The sequence below is a fragment of the Streptomyces sp. NPDC006544 genome (assembly GCF_040611715.1).
Classification (GTDB): domain Bacteria; phylum Actinomycetota; class Actinomycetes; order Streptomycetales; family Streptomycetaceae; genus Streptomyces.
The window spans coordinates 1-26650 of the sequence record NZ_JBEXOV010000077.1 but is presented as its reverse complement, the minus strand read 5'-3'; the positions used below and the strand labels follow the sequence as shown (position 1 = coordinate 26650).

The window sequence follows — 26650 nt, the reverse complement described above, 5'->3', positions numbered from 1 at the left end:
AATCCTGCCACCCGCGGCCGTCGGGCGGGTAGCGGGCCCGGCGCCGGAACCCCCGGCATCGCAGGTAAGGTCACCCTTACTTTCTCTTGGTTCCTCCCCATGCGGGCGCCTGGTGTGCGGTCTTAACCTGTATGGGCCAACGACGTCCCTTACGGAGGGCACCTTGCCCAGTCCCTACCGCGCGATATTCGCCGCACCGGGAAGCCGGTCGTTCAGCGCCGCCGGCCTCATCGGCCGGCTCCCGCTGTCGATGGTCGGCGTCGGCATCCTCACGATGATCTCCGAGCTCACCGGCCGGTACTCGCTGGCCGGCGCGCTCACCGCCACCCTCGCGCTCTCCGCCGCCGTCATCGGCCCCCAGGTCTCCCGCCTGGTCGACCAGTACGGCCAGCGGCGCGTGCTGCGCCCGGCGACCCTGCTCGCGGTCCTCGCCGTCTCCGGCATGCTGCTCTGCACGGCCTACGGCGCGCCCGACTGGACCCTGTTCCTCTTCTCCGCGCTCGCCGGCTGCGTACCGAGCGTCGGCTCGATGATCCGCGCCCGGTGGACGGCCATCTACCGGGACTCCCCGCGCGAACTGCACACGGCGTACTCCCTGGAGTCCGTCCTCGACGAGGTCTGCTTCATCTTCGGCCCGATCATCGCCATCGGGCTGTCCACCACCTGGTTCCCCGAGGCCGGCCCGCTGGTCGCCGGGGCCTGCCTGCTGGTGGGCGTCTGGTGGCTGACCGCGCAGCGCGCCACCGAACCGGCCCCGCACCCCCGCGGCGAGGACACCGACCGGACCTCGGCGCTGCGCTCCCCCGGACTCCAGGTGCTGATGGCCACGTTCGTGGCCACCGGCGCCATCTTCGGCTCCATCGACGTGGTCACCCTCGCCTTCGCCGAGGAGCAGGGCCACAAGGCCGCCGCCAGCTTCGTCCTCGCCGTCTGGGCGGTCGGATCCTGCCTCGCCGGCATCGTCTTCGGCCTGCTCCACCTCAAGGGCAGCGCCGAACGCAGGTGGGTGCTGGGCATCTGTGCGATGGCCGTGAGTATGATCCCCCTCCTACTGGCCGGGAACCTTCCGATCCTGGCCGTGGCGCTCTTCGTCTCGGGCCTCGCCATCGCTCCCACGATGATCACCACGATGGCCCTGATCGAGGCGCACGTACCACGCGCGAAGCTGACCGAGGGCATGACCTGGATCAGCACCGGCCTCGCGGTCGGAGTCGCGCTCGGGTCCTCCGTGGCCGGCTGGGTCATCGACGCCGCCGGTGCGAGGACCGGGTACGTCGTCTCCATCTCGGCGGGGACCGCCGCGGCGGCGGCGGCGTTCGCGGGATATCGCCGGCTGACGAGGCCGGCGCAAGGGGAGGAGCCTTCTAACGATGGCGACGACGGGGACAGCGCACAAGAGCGGGACACGGACCGACGCGTGGCATAACTGGGCGGGCAACGTCCGCGCCACCCCCACGCGCGTGGTGACCCCGGCATCGGTCGGGGAGCTCCAGGAGGCGGTCCGCCGGGCCGCCGGGGACGGACTGAAGGTGAAGGCCGTCGGCACCGGCCACTCCTTCACCGCGGCCGCGGCGACCGACGGCGTGCTCCTGCGCCCGCAGGCCCTGGCCGGGATCCATGCCATCGACCGGACCGCCGGCACCGTGACGGTGGCCGCGGGCACGGTCCTGAAGGACCTCAACCTGGCCCTCGCCGAGGAGGGCCTGTCGCTCACGAACATGGGCGACATCATGGAGCAGACCGTCTCCGGAGCGACCAGCACCGGGACCCACGGCACCGGCCGCGACTCAGCCTCCATCGCCGCCCAGATCCGCGGTCTGGAGCTGGTCACGGCGGACGGAAGGCTGCTGAACTGTTCGGAGAAGGAGAATCCGGAGGTCTTCGCGGCGGCGCGCCTGGGCATCGGGGCGCTCGGCATCGTCACCTCGATCACCTTCGCGGTGGAGCCGGTCTTCTTCCTGACCGCCCGTGAGGAGCCCATGGGCTTCGACCGGGTGATGGCCGAGTTCGACCAGCACCACGCGGAGAACGAGCACTTCGAGTTCTACTGGTTCCCGCACACCGGCAACTGCAACACCAAGCGCAACAACCGCAGCCTGGGCCCGGCCGCCCCGCCCGGAGCGGTCAGGGCCTGGGTCGACGACGAGCTGCTGTCCAACGGCGTCTTCCAGGCCGCCAACTCCCTGGGCCGCGCGGTCCCGGCGGTCATCCCCGGCATCGCCCGGCTCGCCAGCCGCGCGCTGTCGGCGCGCACGTACACGGACATCCCCTACAAGGTGTTCACCAGCCCGCGCCGGGTCCGGTTCGTGGAGATGGAGTACGCCCTTCCGCGCGAGCGCGTCGTCGAGGCGCTGCGGGAGCTCAAGGCCATGGTCGACCGCTCCGACCTGCGGATCAGCTTCCCCGTGGAGGTCCGGACGGCTCCGGCGGACGACATCACCCTGTCCACCGCCTCGGGGCGCGAGAGCGCGTACATCGCGGTGCACATGTACAGGGGCACCCCCTACCAGGCCTACTTCACGGCCGCCGAGCGCATCTTCACCGCGCACGGCGGGCGGCCGCACTGGGGCAAGGTGCACACGCGGGACGCGGAGTACTTCTCCCAGGTGTACCCGCGCTTCGGCGAGTTCACCGCGCTCCGGGACCGGCTGGACCCGGACCGGGTGTTCGGCAACGACTACCTGAGGCGGGTCCTGGGGGACTGAGTCCGGGCGGCCGGGTCCAGGTCCGGTCCCCGGTGCCGCGGCCCCGGGGACCGGCCGCTTCAGGGGGTCCGTGAGCCCTGCCCCGGGCCGGAGTCCGGTCCGCCGGGGGTGCCGGAGCCGCCGCCGGCACCCGCGCCGCCCGGCGTGGCGCTGCCGCTGCCCGGCGGCGGGGTCGGCGTCCGCGCGGGCGTCGGGTCCTGTTTCGACGGGCTCGGGCTCGGGCCCGGGGAGGCTTCCGGGGACGGGGAGGAGCCCGGATCGGGCGCGCCGGAGCTCCGGCCGCCGTCCGGACGCGAGGGGCTCGGGGAGTTCCCGTTCCGCGGGTCCGTCCCGCCCCTGCCCTTCTCGTCGGTGCCGCCCCCGGGCGGGGCGGGCTTGTCGCGGCCCGCCTTCTGCGTACCGCCGGAGAAGAGGGTCCCGCCGCCCTTGCTGACGGAGGTGCCGGCGATCGCCTCGTAGGTCCCGAGGCCGCCGAGCGCGAGGGCGAACACCAGGCCGGAGGCGGCCGCCGTGCGCTTCCAGCCCCTGACCCGGCTGCCGTGCACGGTGGCCTCGCCGAACTCCTCCGAGAGTCCGGCCGGGGGCGGTGACATCGGGAGGGGCACCTCGCGCAGCACCATCGTGCCGTCGGGCGCCCGCTCCCCGGCCGGCGCCTCCTGCGGCCCTCGCACCGGCACCTGACGGGCCTTCGGGCGGGCGCTCTCGCGCAGCTGGTCGCCGGTGCGCCGGAAGAAGTGCTGGATGACGGGCCCGCCCGCGGTGGCCACCACGCTCACCACACCGGCGCCGAGGATGGTCCCGTAGACGCCCATCTTCGAGGCGAGCAGGGCCGCCGCGACGGTGGCGAGGGAGGAACCCGCGACCTGAGCCGCACTCAGGTCGAGCTTCTTCCTCGGCTCCCGGTCCGGCTCGGGCGTCGTCCTGCCGGCCGACGTCGTCTTCTGACCCATCGCCATCCCCTACGTGTCCTGCCTCTCGCGCTCCGCCTCTTCCTCCAGTGAAGGACCGATGAGCGAAACAGATAGTTCCATTTCCGGAGATTCTGTGAAGCAGGACACCCCAAAACGGACGCCCGCCTCGGTCCGTCCGGATGTGGACCCGTTCCAGGGCAGCCCAACTCCCGCCGTCCGGGACAAGTTCGGCGGCGCGGCGGTCCACCCAGGTGGCCCGAATGGAGTACTGTGGCGAGCCCTGGGGCCGTCCTTCCTTTCGGATGTCCGGACCCGGGAGAGGGGCCGGCTGATGGAACAACGGCACTCGAGACCAGCGATACCGCGGTATTGCACGGGATTCTGCTGCGCACAGTAATCATTCGGTCACTGTGCGTGCCCAACAGGTAACCGTGCCATAACAGCGATCAAGGGCGCATGCCCGACACGCCGGTTTAACTCGGCAAGGTAGTGGCAGGCTGCACCCGGGCAGGCCACACTCGACTAGCGGAAGCAGCGACGCACGTGACGTCGGCAGGCACCACCCGGGAGGTTCCCATGCCCGAACTGCGTGTCGTGGCCGTCTCCAATGACGGCACACGACTGGTGCTCAAGGCTGCGGACAGCACGGAGTACACGCTTCCGATCGACGAGCGTCTACGGGCTGCCGTGCGCAATGACCGTGCGCGCCTGAACCAGATCGAGATCGAGGTGGAGAGCCACCTCCGCCCCCGTGACATCCAGGCCCGCATACGAGCCGGCGCCTCCGCGGAGGAGGTCGCCCAGCTCGCCGGCATCCCCGTCGACCGGGTACGCCGTTTCGAGGGACCCGTGCTCGCGGAGCGCGCGTTCATGGCCGAGCGGGCCCGCAAGACCCCCGTGCGCCGGCCGGGCGAGAACACCGGCCCCCAGCTCGGCGAGGCCGTGCAGGAACGGCTGACGCTGCGCGGGGCCGAGAAGGAATCCGTCCAGTGGGACTCCTGGCGTCGCGACGACGGCACGTGGGAAGTCCTCCTGGTGTACCGGGTCGCGGGCGAACCGCACGCCGCGAGCTGGACGTACGACCCGCCGCGCCGACTGGTCGTGGCGGTCGACGACGAGGCCCGCTCCCTGATCGGCGAGTCGGACGACCTGCCCGCGACGCCCGAGCCGAGCTTCCCGTTCGTGCCGAGGATCGCGCGGCTGCCCCGGGACCGGCCGCTGGATCGTGCGCTCGACCGCCAGCTGGAACGCCCGGTCGCCCCGGCACCGCCGCCCCCTGTGGAGCCGGAAGAGGAACGGGACACCCTGACGAGTCTGCTGGAGGCGGTACCGAGCTTCCGCGGCGACCTCGTGGTGCCGGAGCCCGTGGAGGAACCGGAGCCCGAGGAGCCGGCGGCTGCGTCGGCCTCGGCGGCCGGCGCGGGCGCCGCGTACGCGGACGTCCTGATGCCGCGCACGGTGGCGGGCCACCGGGACCGCCTGACGGGCACCACGGACCGCCAGGCGGAAGCCGACGGCGTCCGCCCCGGCCGCCGGGCCGCGGTCCCGAGCTGGGACGAGATCGTCTTCGGCACCCGCCGCAAGAAGCAGGAGTAACCCCCGCCGGGCCGGGGACCGCTCCGTCCTCCGCACCGCGGGTCCGGTCGGGGCGACCGCCTCCCCCGCGCGGCGGGACGGGGCGGACCCGCCCGTGGGGCCGCAAGGCCGCGCGGGGACCTCGCCGCCGCGCCCCTGCCCGTACGACGGCTCAGGGGCGCGGGGCGATGAAGTCGAGCACCCGCCGCCAGGCGTCGGCCGACGCCTCGGCGAACTCGTGAGCGCCCTGTTCGAAGAAGCCGTGGGGGGCTCCCTCGTAGGTGACGAACTCGCGCGGGCATCCGGCCTCGGCAAGGGCTCCGTCGAAGGCTTCGACCGCGGTCTGCGGGATGGCCTCGTCCGCGCCGCCCCAGAACGCCAGGATCGGCGCGGTCAGCTCGGACGCCAGCTGCGTCGGCCCCGGCGAGCCGTTGACGGCGTCGGGGAAGCCGTAGAAGCCGACGGCGCCGGCCGTCCCGAACTCCGGGGCGGCGGTCCGGAACGCCTGGCGGCCGCCGAAGCAGAAGCCGAGCGAGACCACCTGGCGGGCGCCGCTCGAGCGCAGGTGCTCAGCGGCGGCAGCCATATCGGCGTCCAGTCCCGCTGGGGTGAGCTGGACCAGGTGCCGGATCAGCTGGCCCATTTCCCTGAACCCCTCGTCCCGGCTCCGGTGATCGGGGCCCGCGGTGCGTCCGAAATAGTCGATCGCCAGCGCGGTGTGTCCCTGCTCGGCCAGGCGCACGGTGAGCGTCTCGTAGAAATGCGAGAGGCCGTTGTTGTCGGGGAGCACGAGCACCCCCATGCCCGACGGCCGCTCGGGAACGGCCAGGTGGGCGGCGAAGCGCGCGCCGTCGGCCGCGGTGAGGACGAGCGATTCCGAAGCGGCGGCGGTGACGGCCCGACCGTGGAGCGGTGGGGCGGCATCGAATGCGTAACACACGGGCGGATTCCTTGTTCGAGGCTGAAGGATCAGACTCGAAAAGACTAACAAGAAATCTCTCGCATATTCGCAATCATATCACGGAAAGGCGATTTCCAAAAGATTATCGGCGGTAAATGTTCGGTGAAGGATATCGATTATGAAATATCCGGGGGCGGGCACGGCCGCCCGTCCCCGCCGGGCCGACGGGCCGCCCGGGCGCGGGCGGCGCGGGAGGCGTGGGGGCCTGGGGCGTCAGCCCCGGTCGGGGCCCACGGCCACCGGGCGGGACGGGTCGGCGGACCACTGGGACCAGCTGCCCGCGTAGAGGGCCGCGGGGATGCCCGCCACCGACAGGGCGAGCACCTCGTGGGCCCCTGAGACTCCGGAGCCGCAGTAGACACCCACCTCGGCGGAGCCGCCCGCACCCATGGCCTCGAACCTCGCGCGCAGTGCGTCCGCCGTCAGGAACAGTCCGTCCGGGCCCACGTTCTGCGTGGTCGGCGCCGACACCGCGCCGGGAATGTGGCCCCCGACCGGGTCGATCGGTTCGACCTCGCCCCGGTAGCGCTCCCCCGCCCGCGCGTCCAGCAGGACCCCGGACCGGGCCAGCGCGGCCGCCTCGTCCGCGTCCAGCAGGCCGATCTCACCCGGATTTGGCTTGAAATCACCTTCCCGCGCAGCCTCGGCATCGGCCGACAAGGGTCCGCCACCGGCGGTCCACGCGGCCAGCCCCCCGTCCAGGACCCGTACGTGCGCATGACCCGTCCAGCGCAACAGCCACCATGCGCGCGCCGCCGCCCAGCCCTGCCCGCCGTCGTACACGACCACGGGCCGGTCCGCCGAGACCCCGGCCCGCCTCATCACCGCCCCGAACTCCTCCGGATCCGGCAGCGGGTGCCGCCCGCCCTCCCCCGCGGGACCGGCCAGTTCCGCGTCGAGGTCGACGTAGACGGCTCCCGGCAGGTGTCCGGCTTCGTACGCGGACCGCTGGTTCGGGCCGCCCAGCTGCCAGCGGACGTCCAGCAGGACCGGGGGCCTGGGGCCGGCCAGCTCGGTCTTCAGATCGGCTGCCGAGAGCAGCGGGGAGGGGCTCGGGGTCGCAGTCATGGGGGCCATTTTGCTCCCCTCGAGGCACCTCGCGTAACAAATCGGACATCGACGGGCCGCACCGATTCGGTCATCTCGTCCGGCTCAAGCGAAACCCGGCCGGGTCGGGGCGCGCCGAACCGCTCGGAGTGCAAGCATCAGCCCGGGAAGCCCCACGAGCATTTCCACGGAGGAGACGGCTGACATGACCGAGGCATTGGAAGCAACGCGGCGCACGCCCGGCACGCCGTGCTGGTCGAGCCTGATGGTGCACAGCCTCGGGACCACCGAGGAGTTCTACGCCGACCTGTTCGGCTGGGAGTACGAGCCCGGCCCCGAGCAGCTGGGCCAGTACGTCCGGGCCATGCTCGACGGGCACGAGGTGGCGGGCATCGGCGAGTTGCCGCCGGACCGCCATCTGCCGGTGGCCTGGACGACGTACATCGCCACGGACGACGCCGACGCGACGGCCGAGGCGATCCGCTCCTGCGGAGGCACGGTCGCGGTGGGCCCGCTGGACGCGGGGGCCGCGGGGCGGGTGGCGATCTGCTCGGACCCGCTCGGCGCGACCTTCGGACTCTGGCAGGCCGAGGCCCGCCTCGGCAGCGGGCGGGCCGGGATCCCGGGCACCCCCGTGTGGAACGAGCTGATCACGCAGGACACGTCGACGGTCGGCAAGTTCTACGAGCACGTCTTCGGCCACGAGGCCCGCCAGCACTCCACCGCCTCCGCCGACTTCGACTACCTCACCCTCCTCCTCCGGGGCCGGCCGGTGGCGGCCGTCCACGGGGTCGGCCGGTCCCTGCCGCACGACCGGGGGCCGCACTGGATGACGTACTTCGAGGTGGAGGACACCGACGCGGCCACCGACCGCGTCGCCCGGCTCGGCGGCCGGATCGTCCAGGCGCCGCGCGACGGCCTGAACGGCCGGCTGGCCACGGTCGCGGACCCGGAGGGCGCCGTCTTCACCCTGGTCCAGGGCAGCCCCTGACCGCCTGACCGCCTGACCGCCGTCGTCCGAACCGCCGTCCGCCGGTTCGGACGACGGCCGGCGGCGGCTCGGCGGGCTACAGGGGCAGCGCGGCGGCCCGGACCGCCTCGCCCCGCGCCGTCCTGGCCCTGACCGTCGCACCGGCGACCAGAGCCCCGAGCACCATGGCACCGGCCGCCCACCACAGGGCGAGGGTGTAGGCGCTCAGCGGTGTCTCGGCCACACCCCGCACCAGGTCGATGTGCAGGTGGGCGGTGACGACGGCGGAGAAGAGCATGCCCCCGACCGATGCGCCCAGGTACTGGGCGGTGACGACGCCGGCCGAGGCCGCGCCGGCGTACTGCTGGGCGATGCCGGCGGTCGCGGTGGCGAAGAGCGGCATCAAGGCCATGCCGAGGCCCAGGCCGACGAGGAGCGTGCCGGGCAGCACCTTGGGCGCGTACCCGGAGCCGTCCTCGATGCCGGCGAGGACCATCAGTCCGACAGCCGCGAGCAACAGCCCCGCCGCGATCAGGACGCCGGGCGCCACGCGGTGCACCAGCCGGGCGGAGACCTGGGTGGAGCCGACGACGAGCGCGGCGACCAGGGGGAGGAGGAGCGTTCCCGCCTCGAGCGGGCCGTACCCGAGGACGTACCGCAGGTAGTAGTCCAGGAACGAGAACAGGACGACGGTGCCGGCGCCGGTCAGGAGCACGGCGAGGAGGCAGCCGAGGCGGTCGCGGTCCTTGAAGGCGTACGGCGGGAGCAGCGGGTCGTACGTCCCGGTCTGCCACCACAGGAAGGCCGCGAGCAGGACGGCGCCGGCCACAAGCGCGATCAGGACGAGGGGCGTCGCCCAGCCGCGCGAGCCGCCCTCGGCGAGGCCGTAGGCGAGGGCGGCCGGCGCGCCGGCGCCGAGCACCAGGCCGAGGAAGTCGGGGCCGCCACGGGCCGGTCCCGGCCGGTCGCGCGGCAGGACCAGCGTGACGGTCAGGGCGATCACGGCGACGAGGACGGACACGTACGGGCTCACGCGCCAGCTCATGGCCTGCACGAACCAGCCGCCCGCGAGCAGCCCGAGGACCGAAGCTCCTCCGCTGGACACGGCGTAGACCCCGAAGGCCCGGCCGCGTTCCCTGGGGTCGGTGAAGCCCGCGACCAGCAGGGCCAGTGCGGACGAGGTCAGCAGCGCGCCGAAGGCGCCCTGCAGGGCGCGGGCGCAGATCAGCGGGGCGGGGCCCCAGGCGATGGCGCCGAGCAGGGAGGCCGCCGCGCATCCGGCCAGGCCGATGATCAATGTGCTTCGGCGTCCCAGGCGGTCCGCGATGTGCCCGCCGGGCAGCAGCAACGCGGCGAAGGCGGCGGCGTAGGCGGTGAACAGCGCGCCCACTCCGTCCCCGGAGAGGCCGAGGTCGGCCTGGACGGACGGCAACGCCGTGTTGAAGACCGTCGCTTCGAGCACCACCGTCAGCTGCACCAGGACGGCCACGGCCAAGGCCCGCCAGCGCTTGGCGTAGAGGGCTGCGGAATTCTCCCCGGGGCCCGTGGACGCAGCAGCGGGCGGCGCCGCGGACCAGGCGCCGGCGCCCGGGGGCGGTCCGAATCCCTGCGCGGGACCGGAGTGCGCGAGGGCCGTCGGGGCGTAGGCGGGCGGCAGGGGGTACGGCTGCGCGGGCGGGACCGGGGGGTACGGCTGCGGGGCGGCCGCTTCGGGGGGTGCGGGGGCGAGGGGAGCGTAGTCCAGCAACTGGGCGGCGTGGCGGCCCAGCTGTGCCAGCACGGCGCCCGGCAGCCATTCGGGGGCCTGGTCCGTGGCCGTGCGCGCGGCCACCTCCTGGGGGGTGGGCCGCTCGGCCGGGTTCTTCTGCAGGCACGCGCGGACGAGACCGGCCAGGCTCTCCGGTACGCCCGTCAGGTCCGGCTCCTCCTCGGCTACGCGGAAGAGATGGGCGTTCAGCCCGGTGTCCCCAGCGCCGAAGAGCAGGCGTCCGGTGGAGGCGTAGACGAGGACGGCCCCCAGGCAGAAGACGTCGCTGGCGGGGGTGAGTTCGAGGCCGCGGACCTGTTCCGGAGACATGAAACCGGCGGAGCCGATCAGCGTGCCGGTGCGGGTGAGCAGGCTGTCCCCGGCGAGGCTCTCCCTCGCCCGCGCGATGCCGAAGTCGATGACGCGGGGGCCGTCGACGGTGACGAGGACGTTGGACGGCTTGAGGTCGCGGTGGATCAGGCCCGCCTCGTGCACGGCCTGGAGGGCGAGGGCGAGGCGGTTGGCGAGGGTGTGGACCGAGTGCTCGGGCAACGGCCCGAAGTCCTTGGCGACCACCGTGTGCAGATCGGGCCCCGGGATGTACTGGGTCGCCACCCAGGGCACGGCGGCCTCGGGATCGGCGTCGAGCACGTCCGCCGTCCAACTCCCGCCCACCCGCCGCGCGGCGGCCACCTCGCGGGCGAAGCGCCTGCGGAACTCGGGGTTCCCGGCGTGATCGGCCTGCACGACTTTGACGGCGACGGTGCGCCCGCCCTCGGAGCGCCCGAGATAGACCAGGCCCATGCCGCCCGCGCCCAGCCGGGCGATGAGGCGGTACGGACCTATGCGGGTCGGGTCTTCGGCATTCAACTGGTCCACGAGGGCAAGATAGTTCAGCTATCCAAGGCAGGTGGGCCCATCGGCCGAATCGACCCCACGGCAACCGGCCCGCCCCCGTGACGTAGCGTCATGGGGGATCGCCGTGTGATCGTGGGGACGGTGCCGGGCAGGTCGGAGGAGGGCAACGAGTGCGTTTGCGTGATGTGGCGTTCGGAGACGTCGAAGCCTACGTCCGGATGCGGTGCGACCCGGTCATGATGGCCGACCTCGGTGGCCCGCTGCCGCCCGAGGGAATGACGGCGAAGGTCGGGCGGGACGTCCGGAGTGCGGCCGAGGGCACTCAGTGGATCAAAATGATCGTTCCCGACGAGAGGGAACCGGCAGTGGTGGCGGGAACCGTGACCCTCTGGTCCCACGACGCCGACGGGGAGCAGACCAGCGAGATCGGATGGATGGTGCTGCCGGAGTTCCAGGGACGCGGGCTCGGCAAGCTGGCCGTCCGCACGGTGCTCGAACTGGCCCGCGAGGAGGACCGGTGGGGGGTCGTGCACGCGTTTCCGGCCGTGGCGAATGCTCCGTCGAACGGCATCTGCCGGTCCCTCGGCTTCAGGTTGCTGGGCGAGGAAGACGTGACGTTCGCCGGCCGCGTCCTGCGGACCCACCACTGGGCCGTCGATCCCCGCAACGACCTGAAGCCCTTCCGGCTCAGACGGTCGTGAGGGCCGCCGCGCCGAAGGAGACGTCGAAGCGGTCGCACCAGATGGTGACGCTGCCGTAGTCGGCCGTGTTCACGCCGGCCGGGATCGCGTAGTTCTGGTCGCCCTTGTTGCCCTTGAGCTTGCCCAGGCTCACGTACGTGCCGTCGTCGAAGACGGTCCAGCCCGACACGCCCTCCTTCACGGGCGCGTCGGTCAGCCACACCCGCAGGTCGGGGCCGTTGCTGGTGTCGAGGTTCTCCAGCCGCAGGGTGTGGGAGCCGTCGGGGAGCCGGATCACCTTGGCCGTGCCCGTGGTGGTGTGCTCGTGGCTGATCAGCGTGCCCTGGGCGACCGTCCGCGGTCCGGCGGGAGCCGCCGGGGCAGGGGAGGAGCCCGTACCCCCGGGAGTGGACCCGGACCGGGCCGGGGACGACGACGTCGCGGACGGCGCGGCCTCGCGGACGGTCGCGTCCTGCCACGCCTTCCACGGCTGGAACCAGTACAGCCCGGCGCCCAGCGCCAGCGTCGCCGCGACGACCACGCCGACGATCGGCCTGCCGCGCCCGTGCCACTGTGTCCGCGCCATTGCCCGTACCTCTCCTCGCGCATCCGTCCCCCCGCATTGAACGGGGCCGCGAGCCTGCGGCGCCAGCACCCCCGTGATGACGAAAGCCTTACGTCACCACGTCCGCAGGGGCGCGCGGGCGGACGTGCCACTCGCACGCCGCTCGCACGCCTCTCGCACCCCGCTCGCACGACGGCCCGCACGGCCACCCGGACGGCGGGCCGGGCGGGCAGGGCCGCCCCGGCGGCCTTTGACTGGACGGAGTCGAATCAGGGAGGCGTGATGGCAGGCGTACGCAGCCGCGGGCTGGCCGGTGTCGTGTGGGTGGCCCTGGCGGTGGGGGTCACGGGCTGTTCGGACGGGGACGGGCCGTCCGGGGCGGCCTCGAAGGCGGCGTCCGCCGTGGCCTCCGCGGGGGCGGTGGTCTCCTCTGCCGCTTCCGAGGCGGCGGACGCGGCCGAGTCGGCGGCGGCCGTCGCGAAGGACAAGCTCGCCGAGGTCAAGGACGGTGTCGACGCGAAGGACCAGGTCACACTCGGTACGCCCGCGAAGGCCGCGGACGGCCGCGCCACCGTGTCCGTCGCGGTCAAGAACGCGGACGGTGAGAAGAAGTCCTTCGCCGTGCAGGTGAACTTCAAGGACGAGGGCGGCAACCTCCTGGACACGGTCGTGGTGACGATCGCCGACGTGGCCCCGAACGCCACCGGCGAGGGCGCCGCGCGCAGCACCCGCGCCCTGTCGGGCACGGTCAAGGCGGAGACCGGGAAGGCCCTGCGCTACTGAAGCGGCCGGCGGGGCCCGGACGCGCGGCGGACGGCCGGGTTCCTCGCCACGGGGCCGCCCGGTTCCCCTCACGGCAGGCGTGGGCACGCCGAGCTGCGCCTTCCGTGCGCCCCGCCACCGTCGCCGATGCGCGGATTCACCCGAACGGCGGCGCTCCGGTGTCCGTCCGCGCCCCCGCCGGGGACGCTGGGCCAGACGCCGGCCCTCGGTGTCCCGCGCGACGAAGGAGCTTCTCGTGGCACAGACAACGCCCCCCAGCAGGGCCCCCCGGAGCCAGTACCCCGCCTCAGGGCAGAGCGCCTGGGCGGCGGGCGGCACGATGTTCGCCGGTATCCTGATGCTCGTCGAAGGTGTCCTCGGCATCATCAAGGGGATCGCCGGCATCGCGAAGGACGACGTCTACTCGACCGTCGGCAACTACACGTTCAAGTTCGACGTCACGGCGTGGGGCTGGATCCACCTCATCGTGGGCATCGTGCTCGCCGTCGTCGGCGTGGGCATCCTCAAGGACGCGCCCTGGGCCTGGGTGACAGGTGTGGCGATCGCCGGGCTGGACATCATCCTCAACTTCATGTGGTTGCCCTACACCCCGGTCTGGGCCCTCATCTCGATCGCCATCAGCATCTTCGTCATCTGGGCCCTGTGCACGCGCACGAGCGAGGCGCGCGCCACCACGGCCTGACGAGGACCGTCCGCCGCGGCCGTGCGCCGCGGACGCCGATTGCCGGGGCCGTGGTCCCGGCGATCGGCGCGGTCGGAAGGAGTTGATCCGGGAGGACGCTCGTCGAGGGGCGCCCCGCGCCGGCCCGCGTCCCGGCCCGTCTCCCGGCCCGTCTCCCGGCCCGTGTCCCGGCCCGTGTCCCAGCCCGTTTCCCTGGTGCGTTCATACCTCTGAGTGAGGTCGGTGCGGTTCCCGGGGGGCGGGCGGAGAGATCTGCCTAGGGTGACTCCCGGGGCGGCGGGCAGCCGCTCCGGACGGCACGTCGAGTCATGTACGGGAGCTTGTGTGGCGCAGCATCACACGACGTCACTGCGGCTCCGCCTGCGGTACCGCTTCGACCATCTGGTCTCGGGGGGAACGACCGCGCTCATCGGCTGGCTCGCCCTGGCCTGCCTCGCCGTCGTCGTCCCGGCGAGCACGGTCCTCGTCTGGGCCGACCGGGCCGCTCCGGCCACACTGTCCGGCCGGCTCACCGCCGTGTGGGTCAGCGTCGGTCAGACGCTGAAGATCGGGGGTGCGGTCGGCTCCCCGGTGTACGTGCTGGCCTCCGTGTCCCTCGCGCTCGTGGCACTGCTCTTCGTGTCGACCCTGGTCAGTCTGATCACCACGGGCATCAACCGGCGCATCATGGCGCTGCGGCTCGGGCACTCCACCGTGCTGGAGACGGGGCACACCGTCGTACTGGGGTGGTCGGACCAGGTCTTTCCCGTGATCGGGGAGCTGGTGGCCGCCCACGCGAACCAGCGCCGCTCCGCCGTGGCGGTGCTCGCCCCGCAGGACAAGGTGTGGATGGAGGACGAGATCTCCACGCGCGTCGGCGACGGTGGCAGGACGCGGATCATCTGCCGCAACGGCAGCACCACGGACCCCACCGAGCTGTGCCGGGTGAGTCCGCGCACCGCGAAGGCGGTGCTGGTACTGCCTCCCACCGGGAACACGGGTGACGCCCACGTGGTGAAGACGCTGCTCGCCCTCGACGCGGCCGTCTCCGCGTCCGGGGACGGGAAAGGGGGGCCCGGGGCCGAGAAGCGGGAAGCGGCGGTGGTGGTCGCCGCCGTCCGTGACTCCCACCACCACGTCACCGCCAGGCTGGCGGCCGGGCCCGCGGGACACGTCCTGTGCGTCGACGACATCGTCGCCCGGCTCCTCGTCCAGACGGCCCGTCAGCCCGGCCTCTCGCTCGTCTACTCGGAGTTGCTGGACTTCGAGGGCGACGAGTTCTACCCGGTCGCCGCCGGGGACCTCGCGGGGCGTACGTTCGGCGAGGCGCTGCTGTCGTTCGCCACGTCCTCGGCGGTCGGCCTGCTGCACGCCGACGGGAGCGTCACCCTCAATCCGCCTCCGGGGGCGGCGATCGGACCTGCCGACCGGATCGTCGTCATCTCCCGGGACGACGACACGGCCGTGCTGACGGACGTGGCCTCCCATGTCGAGGAGGCCGCGATCGTGTCGGCCGGGCCCCGGGCCGCCCAGGCCGAACGTCTTCTCCTGCTCGGCTGGAACCGCCGCGCGCCGCTCGTCATCGAGCAGCTCGACCAGTACGTGAGCCCGGGAACCACCCTGGACGTCGTGGCGCTCGGCGAGTACGCGGCCGCGCACGGCGCGGGCGCGGTCACGGCCGCGCGTTCCTGCCTCGAAGTCTCCTTCCGCGACGGCGACATCACCGATCCGCTCACCCTGGCCAAGCTGGACGTGCCCTCGTACGACAGCGTGATCGTGCTCGGTGAGGCGGAGCCCGAGGTCGCGCAGACGCCCGTCCCGTCCCTCGCCGGGGTGACGGATCCGGAGGCGCGGGCGGACGACAGGACGCTGGTCGCCCTGCTGCACCTGCGGGCCATCGGGGACGCCGCGCAGCGGGAACTCGCGCTCACCACCGAGATGTCCGACGACGGCAACCGGCTCCTCGCGCCGGCTCGGGACGGCGCCGACTTCATCGTGAGCGGCAGGCTGATCAGCCTTCTGCTGACCCAGATCTCGGAGAGCCCCTATCTCGCCGGGGTCTTCGAGGAGTTGTTCACGGCGGAGGGCCACGAGTTCCACCTCAAGCCGGCCGCGGACTACGTCCGGGCCGGTCATGAGGTCTCGTTCGCGACCGCCGTCGAGTCGGCGCGGCGGCGCCGGGAATGCGCGGTCGGCTACCGGCTGCGCGCGCGGAGCGCCACGGGCCCCGACCACGGGGTGCGGATCAACCCCGACAAGCGGCAGCGGGTCCGGTTCTCCGAGGACGACTGGCTGATCGTGCTCGCCGAGAGCTGACGGCGCGCCCCGGGGCGGCCGGGGCGGCCGTTACGCCGTGTGCACCTCCAGGGCGGTCCGCACCGCGGATTCCAGGGCCCCCTCGATCCAGGCGGGCTTGATGGAGGTGTGGCATCCGGCGAAGTGCAGGTTGCCCTCGGCCCTGCGGACGTGGGGGAAGAGCTCGGTGTGCTGGCCGGGCAGCAGGACGGACGCCTCGCCGTAGGCGTACGGGTCGCGCATCCAGGACTGGGTGCGGCCGACGCCGGTGTAGAACACCTCGATGCGCTGCCCGAACACCTCCTGGACTCCGGCGAGGGCGCGCGGGTAGCGCTCCTCGTCGTCCAGGGAGTCCCACTTCAGGGCGTCGTCGGACCAGCTGTAGGAGGCGAGGACGACACCGCCCGCGCTGCCTTCGACGGGGTAGGAGGGCTGGAACATGAAGCGGTTGGGGTTGTCGGTGGCCGAGCCGCCGCCGATGACGCCGGCCGCCTCGGGCTGGTCGCGGGTGACCACGCGGCTGGCGGCGTAGTGGGAGCGCTGGCCCGCGGAGATGTGGCCCTCGGGTACGGAGTCGTGCGCGCCCAGCAGGGTTCCGTTCGCCGGGGTCTGCCCGGTCTGGTACTTCCGGTACAGGCCGGGCTGCACCGCTTCCAGTTCGCGCTTCCAGTCGGCCTCGTCGAACTCCCACCAGCGGCGGCTGAATTCGAGCAGGACCTTCGTGGCGGCGTCGTAGTGCAGCTCGGTGACCGCCCGCCGCTTGCCGTACGAGAGCGCCGGGGTGACGGGGATGTGGCGCAGCCCGGAGAAGGGGACGGTGATGATGGCGGTGTCGGCGGTGAAGGTCTCGCGCCGCACGGCGCTGCCGCCGCGGCCCTCCGAGACGGTCTCGACGGTGACCTTGCCCTCGCCGTGGGTGATGCGGGTGGCGCGGCGGTCGAGCCGTACGAGGTCCTTCACGCGGGCGTACAGCGCGTCGGCCAGGGTGGCGGTGCCGTCGGGCAGCTCGTAGAAGGCGGTGTCGGGGCTGATCAGCGAGGCGCCGATGAAGCTGTGCACGAAGGCGAGGTGCAGGCGCGAGGTGAGGTTCTCGACGGTTCCGATCAGGTCGATGGTCCGCTCGTCGAGCGCGGCCTCCTCCGTCAGGAAGCGGTACATCGACATGTGGCCGTAGCGCTGGATGACGCGGGCCCAGCCCTGGACGAGTTCCTTGTCCTTCTTGCCTTCGATCTCCTTGCGTACGGAGGCGAAGGCGTCGCGGACGATCTGCGAGGCGGGCACGGACTCGTACGCCTTCGGCACTCCGAAGGAGCGGTTGACCGCCTGGGGAGCGCGCGCGTAGTCGGCGCGGCGGACGCGGATGCCGTTGACGTAGATCCACGTCCGGTAGGCGGGGCGGCCGGATCCGTCCACGTCGACCAGGTGGAAGCGCCGGCGCTTGAGGCCGAGGCTGTCCATCAGACCGGTGACCAGCGGGTGGCTGTCGGGGATGCGCATCGCGCCGGCCTCGGCGTACTGCTTCGGGTCGGCGAAGGGCTGGGGGGCGTTCTCGTGGCCGCCGGTGCGGAAGGTCTTGATCCGGCCGCCCACCCGGTTGGCGTTGGCCTCGATGACGGTGACCTGGTGGCCGGCCTCGCGCAGGAGGTGCGCGGCGGTGAGGCCGGCCGGACCGGCACCGACGATCAGCACCTTCTTGCCGGGGCGGCGCGAGCGGGGCAGGCCGCTCTTCAGGAGGATGTCGGCGTAGCGCGGTACGAGCGGCTGGTCCTCGTCGTCCCGGACGAGGATGGCCCGGGCGATCGTCAGGCAGACGTCCCAGTCGGCCACCGCGGCGCCGGGGACGGCCTGCGAGGTCCCCGCGGTGGTGACGGCCATCGCCAGCCCGCCGGCTCCCGCGACGGCAGCCGCGCCGGCGATGACGGTACGGCGGGAGGGCCGGCGGGAGGGCGCCGGTGCGAGCTCGCCGGGGGTTCCGGGAGCACCAGGGGTTTCCGAGTTGGCATCGGAATTCATGATCATGACCCAACTCTTGCCGCCCTCCCGGGCCCGGCCGCCCAGAACGGGCCCGCGCGGGCAATGACCACCCGGACGTGCGTAGCGTGCCGTCCCGTGCTGACGAACTGAGTTTCGTACGGGCGGGCCCGGGCCCGGCCGGCGCGGACTTCGGCGCGCGCCACCACCCGACGTGACCGCGGGCGGGGGCGGGGCCCCGGACCGGCTGCGGTCGGCGGGTCGGCGGGTCGGCCCGGAGCCTCCGCGCCGACCGGCCGCGGCGCTACTGAATACCCGGGATCTGGCGGGCCTTGAAAGCCTGCCGCACGGCATCCGCGGCACTCGCGCCGTACATCCGCTGGGCGGTGGCGATCGTCGTCAGTGCGGCGTCCTGGAAGCTGGTGTCGGGCGCGAAGCCGAACTGCGCGTTGACGATGACGCGGTCGGCGGTCCTCGCGCCCAGTGCGCCCCGGATGTCGAACAGGGCGCGGGACCAGATCTCGCCGTCGGCGTGGACCTCGCCCTCCCGGTCGGCGTAGACCTTGTTCCCGTCGACCCGGCGAAGGCAGTGCGGGGCCGAGCTGTACGTGACCGCATCCCAGTCGGCGACGCAGGCCAGGTCCGTCTTGCGCGGCCAGCCGTAGGCGGCGTCCGCGAAGGAGCCGACCTCGACGGCCAGGTAGTCGCCGAAGGCCTCGCCTATCGCGCCGGCCTCCGGAGAGGTGCCGAAGCCGGGTACCTGGGCGTTGTGCACCGCGTGGCCGTATTCGTGGACGATCACCTCGCCGTCCTCGGCGTCGTCGACTCCGCCCTTGCCGAACCGGATCTCCGACTTCTTGTCACTGAAGAAGGAGTTGTCGGCGCCCCACTGGTTGATGCGGACGGGCTGGGCCCGGTCGTTGGCGCCGGGCAGCTCGCTTCCGAAACCCAGGCCCTGCAGGTACTCCTGCGCCTCGTTGACCCAGAAATAGGCCATGACCTGCTCGAACTGGTCATCGGCACGGGTGAAGGCACCGGCGTCGGCGACGTTCGCCGAGGCGCCCGTGTCCGATCTGACGTAGGCCCACTTCCCCGACAGGCCGCCGGTGGCGTCCAGGTTGCGCAGCGTGACCATGGCGTAGGCGGAGGTCGGTACGGCGGCCGCGGCGTCCTTGGCGTCGGTGAGCGTCTGGGCGCCCGAGGACTGGACGGGGTTGACCATGAACACCCGGGCCCGGGGCAACGCCGCGGGCGCGGACGGAACCGAGGCCGTGGCCGGCCCGGCCAGTGCGAACAGGGCCACGGTGACGGTGGCCGCGGCGGTGAGGCCGCGGGGTGTGCGGCGATCCATGGACATCCTCCAGGTCGGGATGTGGTGCGCGGGACGGATTTCCGGCGCGATGCGGCGTGATCCTCGCGCACCGCCACCCGTCTTGGCCAGGGTCCGTACGCTCATCGTTCCCGCCCGTGACGAGAGCGCCGGGATCGAGGCGGCCGTCCGCTCACTCCTGGCGTCCGCTCACCGGGTCGAGGTCATCGTCGCGACGGGGAAGGGCCCGGACCGCTCTGGCGCCCGCTCCACCAGCAGTTCGTGGCCGGCACACCCCCCAGCCGCCCCGAACCACCCGCGGGCACCCCACAGGCACCCCACGAGCCTCCACGGCACCCACCGCGCCGTGGAGGCTTTGCCGTGGACGGCCCTCGTTCCACCCGCCTTTCACCCCGCACTACAGACTCCCGGACATTCGGGCAAGCATCCGGAGTGGCGCATTCCCGCCACCTCCGCATCGGACTCACGGGGCGTTCACACATCCGTGACACGCACGCCACATCCGCCCCCGCGCCGGAGTTGGCACCGAATTCTCCGAATCGCCCCCTCCCCTCCACCCGTCAACGCCCTTTACGGCGACCGATTCACCCGGATTGCTCGTATCTCCCGGCGTCATCGCCCACGGGAATGAGCTGGCTCGCCATGGCGAGGCCGCGCCAATCCCCTGACAGACCTGTTCATTCGATCAAGGTGATTGTCATGCTTCCGTCAGCCCCGCAGGCGCCGCCGGCCATCCCCTCCGGCAGGTGTCGCTCGACCCCACGGAGCAGCACACCAGCACCCGTTCCGCCCCCTGCAGGCACTTACCCGGTGCCACGGAACGAGGTGCGACCGCGCACACGCGGTCGGATCGGAAGGAAACCACGTGAAGCGAAAGCTCGCAGCCGGAGCCGTTCTCTCTGCCTCCGCCCTGCTCGCCTGTGCCATCCAGGCCGGCGCCGGGACCGCACTGGCCGCCCCCGTGCCCGCCCCCGCGCCCGTCCCCGCCCAGGAGCACGCCGCCCTGCTCGCCCAGGCCGGCAGCGAGGCCCCCGCGACGGCCGGCGCACTGGGACTGAGCGCCACGGAGAAGCTGGTCGCGAAGGACGTCGTGAGCGACTCGGACGGCAACCGCCACGTGCGCTACGAGCGGACGTACAACGGCCTCCCCGTACTGGGCGGCGACCTGATAGTCCACCAGGACTCCAGGGGAGCCGTGAAGTCGGTGGACAAGGCGGCGAAGGCGGAGATCGCTCCCGCCTCGCTCACCCCGAAGCTCTCGGCGGACCAGGCCTCCGCCAAGGCGACCGGCGCCGTGCGGGCCACCGTCGGCATCGCGAAGGACGCCGACGAGCCGGCCCTCACCTCGGTCGACCGGACCGGGGCCGCCCGTCTCGTCGTCTGGGCCGCGTCCGGCACCCCGCGCCTCGCCTACGAGACGCTCGTCGAGGGCATGCGCGCCGACGGCACCCCCAGCAGCCAGCGCGTCGTCACCGACGCCACGAGCGGCGAGGTCCTCTCCACCCGAGAAGGGGTCCAGACCGCCAACGCCGCCGGAACCGGCAAGGGCGTGTTCGTCGGCTCCGTGCCCCTGACCACCACCTTCACCGGCTCCACCTACCAGTTGAAGGACGCCACGCGCGGCGGCCAGTACACCGTCGGCCTCGCCAACAAGACCAGCGGGAACGGAACCCTCTACACCGACGCCGACAACGTCTGGGGCGACGGCACCGTTTCCAACGGCCAGTCCGCGGCGGTCGACGCCCAGTTCGGAGCGGCGGCCACCTGGGACTTCTACAAGAACACCTTCAGCCGCAACGGCATCCGCAACGACGGGGTCGGCGCCTCCAGCCGGGTCCACTACGGCCGCAACTACGTGAACGCGTTCTGGAGCGACGCCTGCTTCTGCATGACGTACGGCGACGGTGCGAGCAACACCCACCCGCTCACCGAACTGGACGTCTCCGGACACGAGATGAGCCACGGAGTCACGGCGAACACCGCCGGACTGAACTACTCGGGCGAGTCCGGCGGCCTGAACGAGGCCACCTCCGACATCTTCGGAACCGCCGTGGAGTTCTACGCCAACCTGTCCTCGGACAAGGGCGACTACCTCATCGGTGAACTGATCAACCTCAACGGCAACGGCACGCCGCTGCGCTACATGGACAAGCCCTCCAAGGACGGCAACTCCGCCGACTCCTGGTCCTCCACCGTCGGCAACCTCAACGTCCACTACTCCTCGGGCGTCGCCAACCACTTCTTCTACCTGCTGTCCGAGGGCAGCGGCGCCAAGACCATCAACGGCGTCGCCTACGACAGCCCCACCTCCAACGGCGCCACCGTCACCGGAATCGGCCGCGACAAGGCCCTCCAGGTCTGGTACCGGGCACTCACCGTCTACATGACCTCCACCACCGATTACCGGGGCGCCCGCGTAGCCACCCTCAAGGCGGCCGGCGACCTGTACGGATCGACGTCGGCCGAGTACCAGGCCGTCGCCTCGGCCTGGTCCGGGGTCAACGTGAACTGACCCGACAGCACGCCGCGCACCGGCAGGGCCCTCCGGGGCCCTGCCGAGTGCGTTCCCCGCCCTCGTGCCGAGCGGCCCCCGGTGTTCCGTCCGGTTCCACCACGGCGTGGCTCCGCCGGGGGGGGTGGGGGGGCGTTCGGCCGCGGGCACGCGCCTGTGTCGAAGAGGGCCCGTCAGCCGTGGTTGACCGGGAGGACGTCCGGGGAGAGGGTCGTCGGCGCGCTGCCGTTCACCCGAGGCTGACGCTCCAGAGGTCCCCGTGGCCCGGCCAGTCGTCCCGCTCATCCTCACCGTCGACGACCAGTACGGACACCTTGGTGTCCGGGTTCCGGTATTCCAGGTAGTCACCCTGTGTCGTGCACTCCAAGGCCGCCTCGGCCAGACCAGCGGCGGCGAGGGCACCTTTCACCTCCGACCATGCCGTGTACGGCGCGAAATCCACACCCGTCGCCGAGCTCCACTCGGCCGCGAGGGCCGGATCGCCGGGCAGTCGGTGCAGTTCCAGCGAGCCGCCCGTCAGAATCCGGTCGGGCTCGCCCGAGAAGTACAGCTCGACCAGCCCGTAGTCCCGCCGGAGCATTCCGCCCGGGCCGTCCTCCTCGATGAAGCCCACCGGTAGCGCGAGATCAGCCTCCGCCACGGCCGATCCGCGCCGCAATCCACGCAGACTACCGGCGGCCAGGAACGCTGCGATGAACTCGGGTCCGGTCACGGCCAGTTCTCCAGTTTGTCGATGAGGGCTTGCATTTCGTCCTTGCGGTTCTGCGTGTTGCCCCAGTTGTGGTCCTCCATGTGCTGCTGGGCGGACTTCGCCTTGGCCAGTAGGTCGGCCCGCAGTTTGGGGTCGTTCTCCACTGCCTCCACCGCCGTCCTGACGCTCTTGTCCGAGGCCCAGCCCGTCGACTTCAACCGGATCGGCTCGCCCACCAGCTCGCCCTCCTTGTTGATGCTGATCCTCACCTCGTCCGGGCCGACGTGAAGGTGTGCACCCTTCGTGGCCCAGTCCGAGGCCACCGGCGACACCCTGACCTTGCAGGGTTTGAGACCGAGCGGATCGGCCCACACGTGCGGGTTGTCGACGTACCCCGCAGGGTTGGGCGCCGGGTCGAGGCCGAGTGGGTCCATGCTGATGTAGCGGGCCGTCTGGGGGTCGTAGTGCCGGTGAACGTTGTAGTGAAGGCCGGTTTCCGCGTCAAAGTACTGGCCGGGGAAGCGCAGCGGTGTGTAGGCGGTGGCGCCACTGTTCCAACTGGTGATTCCCCACAGGGTCGAGCGCGTGTGCCAGGCCACCACACCCTGCTCGTCGACGAGTTCGGTTGGTGTTCCGATCAGGTCGGTGACGATGGTGAAGAAGCGGCTGTCCACCTCTTCCCTCGATGCATCGAGGACCCTCTCGGTCTGCGCCAGCGGGTGCAGTCCGCGATGGTCCCAGGTGAGGACCACCTCGTTGCCACGGCCCGGGGTGCGGGTGGTCTGTTCGCACAGCGTCGTGCCGTCCCAGGTGAACACGGTCTCGTCGGCGACCGTTCCGTCCGCGGACAGCCGCTGCTTGGACAGCCTGCGGCCCAGCGGGTCGTACCTGTACCGCCAGGTCGTTCCGTCCGGAGTCACCACCTGGGTCAGCCGGTCCTCCGCGTCCCAGGCGTAGCGCCAGGTGTCCGGCTTGCGGGACAGCCTCTTGCGGGTCCGCCGGACGACCCGGCCCTGTCCATCGTGCTCGTAGCGGACGTCTCCCGCGCCCGTGATCCGGTTGCCCTCGTACCTGCGCCGCCCCTCGGCGGCCACCATGTCCGGGTGGAGGGCGGGCCACTGCCCGGATGCCAGGCTGCCCGCGCTGTCGTAGGCGTACCGCTCGCTCCACTCCGGCCCGTCGACGGTCGTGACGCGGCCCACGGGGTCCAGACCGTAGGTGCGGGAGGCGGAGCTGTCCGCCGCCTCAACCCCGATGAGGCCCCCGTCGGCGCGGTAGTCGTATGCGCGCCGACGGACCGTGCGGCCCCGGGCCGTCACCTGCTGCCCGCTGATCCGGCCCATAAGGTCCCTGGTGTGGGTCAGCGCCACCGCGTCACCGAGTGTGCGGCTGGACTCACGGCCTGCGGCGTCGTACGCGAAGTTCAGGTCGCGGCTGGAGGCGGTGAGGAGGGTGCGGCGGCCGGCCGCGTCGTACGACCAGGAACTCACGGCACCGGTCGGGGTCGTGCGCCGGGTCCGACGCCCCAGCACGTCGTGGTCGAGACGCAGCTCGCGCCCGTCCACGGTCTCCGACCGGAGCTGTCCGGTCCGGTCCCGTAGCCACGTGAGTGTGGTGTCCGGCCCGACGGCCTGGGCCAGTTCGTCGCCGAGGTCGTACTCGTAGGTGGTCACCTGCCCGGCAGCGTCCTTGCGGACGACCTGGCCCAAGCTGTTGCGCTCGAAACGGACGGTCTGCCCGAGGCCGTTGGTCCGGCTCTCCAACCGGCCCGCCGCGTCATAGGTGCGGGTCAGTATCCGTTCGTCGAAGTCCGTCTCGGAGACCATGCGACCCGCATGGTCGTACGTGTAGGACCAGGTGAGGCCCTGCGGGTTGGTGACCTCCTTCAGCCGCAGATCCGGATAGTGCGTGAAGGTGTACCGAGAGCCGTCCGGCTCCGTGCGGGCGAGGAGCAGGTCGAAGTCTCCGTACTCATGAGAGGTGGTGCCGCCGGCCGGGTCACGATGGCTCAGCAGGTTGCCCTCACCGTCATAGGTCCAGACGGATTCGCCGCCGTCCGGATCGGTCCGGCGGGCAAGCTTGCCCTCAACGGTCCACTCCAGAAGCGTGGTTTCACCCAACGGTCCGGTCACCCTGCCCGGCCTGCCGAAGGCGTCGTACGCGTAGCGGGTGGTGGCACCCAGCGGATCGGTGATCTCCACCGGCCGACCGGCCGCGTCACAACGGAAGGCAGTGGTGTTGCCGAGGGCGTCGGTGACGGAGCCGAGATGGCCGCGTCCGTCGTAGCCGAACACGGTGAGCGCACCGGACGGTGCGGTCTCGGACAGACGGTTGCCGCGTTCGTCGAAGGTCTGGCGGACCACGGTGCCGTCCGGTCGGACGATCCTCACCGGCAGACCCAGTTCGTTGTACTCCGCCCTGGTCGCGCGGCCGTCCGGCCGGGTCAGGGTGAGCAGCCTGCCGAGATCGTCGTACGTGCACGACGTGACGTGGCCGAGCGGGTCGGTACGAGTCAGCAGCTGGTTGAAGCGGTCGTACGTGAAGCGGGTGGCCGCACCCGCCTCGTCGATGTCCGCCACCACCTGGGACCGGCTGTTGATCACGTACTGGCGGCGGTGGCCCCGAGAGTCCGTAACGGTCGTCGTGTCGCTCTCGTAGGCGAACCGGGTGGCCATGTGGCCCTTGGTCCCGGCCTGGGAGACACAGCGGTCCTCGTCGTCGTAGACGTAGTCGAACCGATGGCCGTTGGTGTCCGTCCAGGACGTGATGCGGCCGCGCTCGTCGCAGCCGAACCGAAGCGGGCGCCCGGAGGAGTTCACCACATCGGTCAGTTGCCCGTCGGTGTACCCGTACGTGAGGACGCGCGGGCCGCCTGCCAGGGAGAGGGTGGTGATGCGGCCCTCCTCCGTCTCGAAGAGGATCCGGTATCCGGCGCTGTGGATGATGCCGAGCGGAATGCCGTCCCCGTCGTACTCGAAGAGCAGTGTGCTGCCGTTGCGGTCGCCGATCTGCTCCAGCAGCGCCACACCGTCGGCCGCTTCAGTCGTCGTCGGGGCGCCCGCCGCGTGCGGAGTACCGAAGTGCCGGACAAGGCCCTGATCCGGGTCGGTGATCGTGTAGCTCCCGTCGGACTCCCGCTGCAGTGGCCAGCGCCGACCGTGTGTGGGCAGCACCGGAACACCCGGCGCCGGGTGCGGGTAGACCAACAGGCCGCCGTCCTCGCGGACGAACACGACGCCCTCGGGGTCGATCTCCAACCGCTGGTCGATGGTGCTCGCCCAGGTCGGCCCGAACCAGCGGCCTGCCCGGTACGCGGACTCGAAGGTCCGCTCGAAGACCAGTGGCAGCGTGCCGGGCAGGGCCAGGTCCGTCTGCGAGAGCAGCATTCGACCGGTGGCCACGTCGACGGGGTCGCCGTCGCAGACGATGTCACAGCCGGAGCGCGCGGGCTTCTCCGGACCGTCGGCGTCGAGCGCCTTGCGGCCGGGTCCCTTGAGGTCGTCGAGGTGCGAGGCGGCAGAGCCGACCTTCTTCAACGACCCCAGTCCCTTGGAGCCGACGAGTTCCGGCAGCATCTTGCCGATGCCCTCGGAGGGGTCCTTCATGAACTCGTCGAGCATCTGCTTGCCCGCGCCCATCGGGTCGTTGGCCATCGTGACCAGACCCGCGGCCGTCGAGTTCAGGTTCGTCAGGTATTCGGCCGGGTGCGTCAGGTTGTACGGGTCCGTCGGGTTGAGCGCACGGGCGAAGTTCACGATGCCCGCCGTGCCCTTGAGGACACCACCCGTCAGATGCGTCTTGGCAAGGTCTATGTAATCCATCCCGTCACCGAACTGCTCGGTGTACGAGGGCTTCGGCGGAGCCGCGTCCCGCGCCGCCCGCACCGCCGTACGCACCGTCTCGGCGACGTCGTTGCGCTGCTTGCGGGCCGTATCGAGCTTGTCCTGCGCAGCCGTCGCGATCGCGGTCCCCGGGTCGGTGAAGTTCTCCGAGGGGCGGGGCGGCAGCGGGTCCTGCTTCGCCTTCAACGCGTCGTTGTAGGTGTCGACCAGCTTGTTGTGCGCGGTGCGGGCCTCGGTGGAGACCTTCTTCGCCCGGTTGTACTCCTCCAGCGCCTCCTTGGCCTGGTTCTGCGCCCACTCCACCGTCTCCGCGAACCGCCCCATCGCGTCCGCGGCCTTCCCGAACGCGTCAGCCGCCTTGAACCAGCGCGGCGGCTCCTTCGCCACCGACTCGCGGAACGCGTCCGCGGCCTTGCCCTTCAGCCCGTCCGGTTCCCCCATCCCCTTGAGACCGTTGCCGACCTTGTCGAAGGACGCCTTGAAGTCGTTCAGGTGCGACACCTGCGCACGGATCTTCGACACACTGCCGTAGACCAGCTTCTTCGG

18 protein-coding genes are annotated in these 26650 nt (G+C 71.9%); 9 read left to right on the top strand and 9 right to left on the bottom strand.

Translation table 11 applies throughout. The features are described 5' to 3' along the window. Positions 1–163: 163 nt before the first annotated feature. Together ABZY44_RS28330 and ABZY44_RS28325 are read left to right on the top strand one after the other, a co-directional pair. Positions 164–1426 carry an MFS transporter gene (locus tag ABZY44_RS28330; protein WP_356658642.1) on the top strand — a complete coding sequence of 421 codons (1263 nt, stop codon included), beginning with the start codon at positions 164–166 and terminating at the stop codon, positions 1424–1426. Then, positions 1371–2705, top strand: a complete 1335-nt coding sequence (locus ABZY44_RS28325; protein ID WP_356658640.1) for a D-arabinono-1,4-lactone oxidase — start codon at positions 1371–1373, stop codon at positions 2703–2705. The genes ABZY44_RS28330 and ABZY44_RS28325 overlap by 56 nt, the downstream gene beginning before the upstream one ends. 59 nt (positions 2706–2764) lie before the next feature. Here the strand turns inward: ABZY44_RS28325 and ABZY44_RS28320 are convergent, their stop codons facing one another. Continuing rightward, positions 2765–3655, bottom strand: coding sequence for a hypothetical protein (locus ABZY44_RS28320; protein ID WP_356658638.1), 891 nt, complete (start codon positions 3653–3655; stop codon positions 2765–2767). Positions 3656–4192: 537 nt separating this feature from the next. On the opposite strand from ABZY44_RS28320, the gene sepH reads away from it, so the two are divergent. Then, on the top strand, positions 4193–5212 hold the full coding sequence (sepH, locus tag ABZY44_RS28315) for a septation protein SepH (protein WP_356658636.1): 1020 nt from the start codon (positions 4193–4195) through the stop codon (positions 5210–5212). A 151-nt stretch (positions 5213–5363) separates the two neighbouring features. Here sepH and ABZY44_RS28310 read toward each other — a convergent pair whose 3' ends face one another. Together ABZY44_RS28310 and ABZY44_RS28305 are read right to left on the bottom strand one after the other, a co-directional pair. After that, entirely contained in the window at positions 5364–6131 is a 768-nt protein-coding gene (locus ABZY44_RS28310) for a dienelactone hydrolase family protein (RefSeq protein ID WP_356658634.1), read from the bottom strand. Between the two features lie 234 nt (positions 6132–6365). Beyond that, complete coding sequence (locus tag ABZY44_RS28305) at positions 6366–7220, bottom strand: sulfurtransferase (RefSeq protein ID WP_356658632.1); 855 nt, start codon at positions 7218–7220, stop codon at positions 6366–6368. 184 nt (positions 7221–7404) lie between these two features. On the opposite strand from ABZY44_RS28305, the gene ABZY44_RS28300 reads away from it, so the two are divergent. Beyond that, positions 7405–8190: a VOC family protein gene (locus ABZY44_RS28300; RefSeq protein WP_356658630.1), complete on the top strand. Its 786-nt coding sequence runs from the start codon at positions 7405–7407 to the stop codon at positions 8188–8190. Positions 8191–8266: 76 nt separating this feature from the next. On the opposite strand, the gene ABZY44_RS28295 is transcribed toward ABZY44_RS28300, so the two are convergent. After that, the gene (locus tag ABZY44_RS28295) at positions 8267–10795 is read right to left on the bottom strand and encodes a bifunctional serine/threonine protein kinase/MFS transporter (RefSeq protein ID WP_356658628.1); all 2529 of its coding nucleotides are present in this window, start codon (positions 10793–10795) and stop codon (positions 8267–8269) included. Between the two features lie 149 nt (positions 10796–10944). Here ABZY44_RS28295 and ABZY44_RS28290 point away from each other — a divergent pair, with 149 nt between their 5' ends. Further along, positions 10945–11475, top strand: coding sequence for a GNAT family N-acetyltransferase (locus ABZY44_RS28290; RefSeq protein WP_356658626.1), 531 nt, complete (start codon positions 10945–10947; stop codon positions 11473–11475). Here ABZY44_RS28290 and ABZY44_RS28285 read toward each other — a convergent pair. Continuing rightward, a complete protein-coding gene (locus ABZY44_RS28285; RefSeq protein WP_356658624.1) occupies positions 11462–12040 on the bottom strand; it encodes a DM13 domain-containing protein in 579 nt (192 codons plus the stop codon). The genes ABZY44_RS28290 and ABZY44_RS28285 overlap by 14 nt on opposite strands. A gap of 261 nt (positions 12041–12301) precedes the next feature. On the opposite strand from ABZY44_RS28285, the gene ABZY44_RS28280 reads away from it, so the two are divergent. The 3 genes from ABZY44_RS28280 to ABZY44_RS28270 all read left to right on the top strand — a co-directional run bounded on the left by ABZY44_RS28280 (position 12302) and on the right by ABZY44_RS28270 (position 15779). After that, positions 12302–12802, top strand: a complete 501-nt coding sequence (locus ABZY44_RS28280; RefSeq protein ID WP_356658622.1) for a hypothetical protein — start codon at positions 12302–12304, stop codon at positions 12800–12802. Between the two features lie 235 nt (positions 12803–13037). Further along, the gene (locus ABZY44_RS28275; RefSeq protein WP_356658620.1) at positions 13038–13484 is read left to right on the top strand and encodes a hypothetical protein; all 447 of its coding nucleotides are present in this window, start codon (positions 13038–13040) and stop codon (positions 13482–13484) included. A gap of 324 nt (positions 13485–13808) precedes the next feature. Then, on the top strand, positions 13809–15779 hold the full coding sequence (locus ABZY44_RS28270) for an NAD-binding lipoprotein (RefSeq protein WP_356658618.1): 1971 nt from the start codon (positions 13809–13811) through the stop codon (positions 15777–15779). Between the two features lie 30 nt (positions 15780–15809). Here ABZY44_RS28270 and ABZY44_RS28265 read toward each other — a convergent pair whose 3' ends face one another. Together ABZY44_RS28265 and ABZY44_RS28260 are read right to left on the bottom strand one after the other, a co-directional pair. Beyond that, positions 15810–17633 (bottom strand): FAD-dependent oxidoreductase, encoded by a 1824-nt coding sequence (locus ABZY44_RS28265; protein ID WP_356658660.1) that lies wholly within the window; start codon positions 17631–17633, stop codon positions 15810–15812. A 400-nt stretch (positions 17634–18033) separates the two neighbouring features. Continuing rightward, a complete protein-coding gene (locus tag ABZY44_RS28260; RefSeq protein ID WP_356658616.1) occupies positions 18034–19080 on the bottom strand; it encodes a M4 family metallopeptidase in 1047 nt (348 codons plus the stop codon). An 844-nt stretch (positions 19081–19924) separates the two neighbouring features. On the opposite strand from ABZY44_RS28260, the gene ABZY44_RS28255 reads away from it, so the two are divergent. Beyond that, a complete protein-coding gene (locus ABZY44_RS28255; RefSeq protein ID WP_356658614.1) occupies positions 19925–21571 on the top strand; it encodes a M4 family metallopeptidase in 1647 nt (548 codons plus the stop codon). 229 nt (positions 21572–21800) lie between these two features. On the opposite strand, the gene ABZY44_RS28250 is transcribed toward ABZY44_RS28255, so the two are convergent. Both ABZY44_RS28250 and ABZY44_RS28245 read right to left on the bottom strand, forming a co-directional pair. Then, positions 21801–22211, bottom strand: coding sequence for a hypothetical protein (locus ABZY44_RS28250; protein WP_356658612.1), 411 nt, complete (start codon positions 22209–22211; stop codon positions 21801–21803). 68 nt (positions 22212–22279) lie between these two features. Beyond that, positions 22280–26650 (bottom strand): putative T7SS-secreted protein (locus ABZY44_RS28245; protein ID WP_356658610.1); only part of this gene is annotated, 4371 nt, incomplete at its 5' end.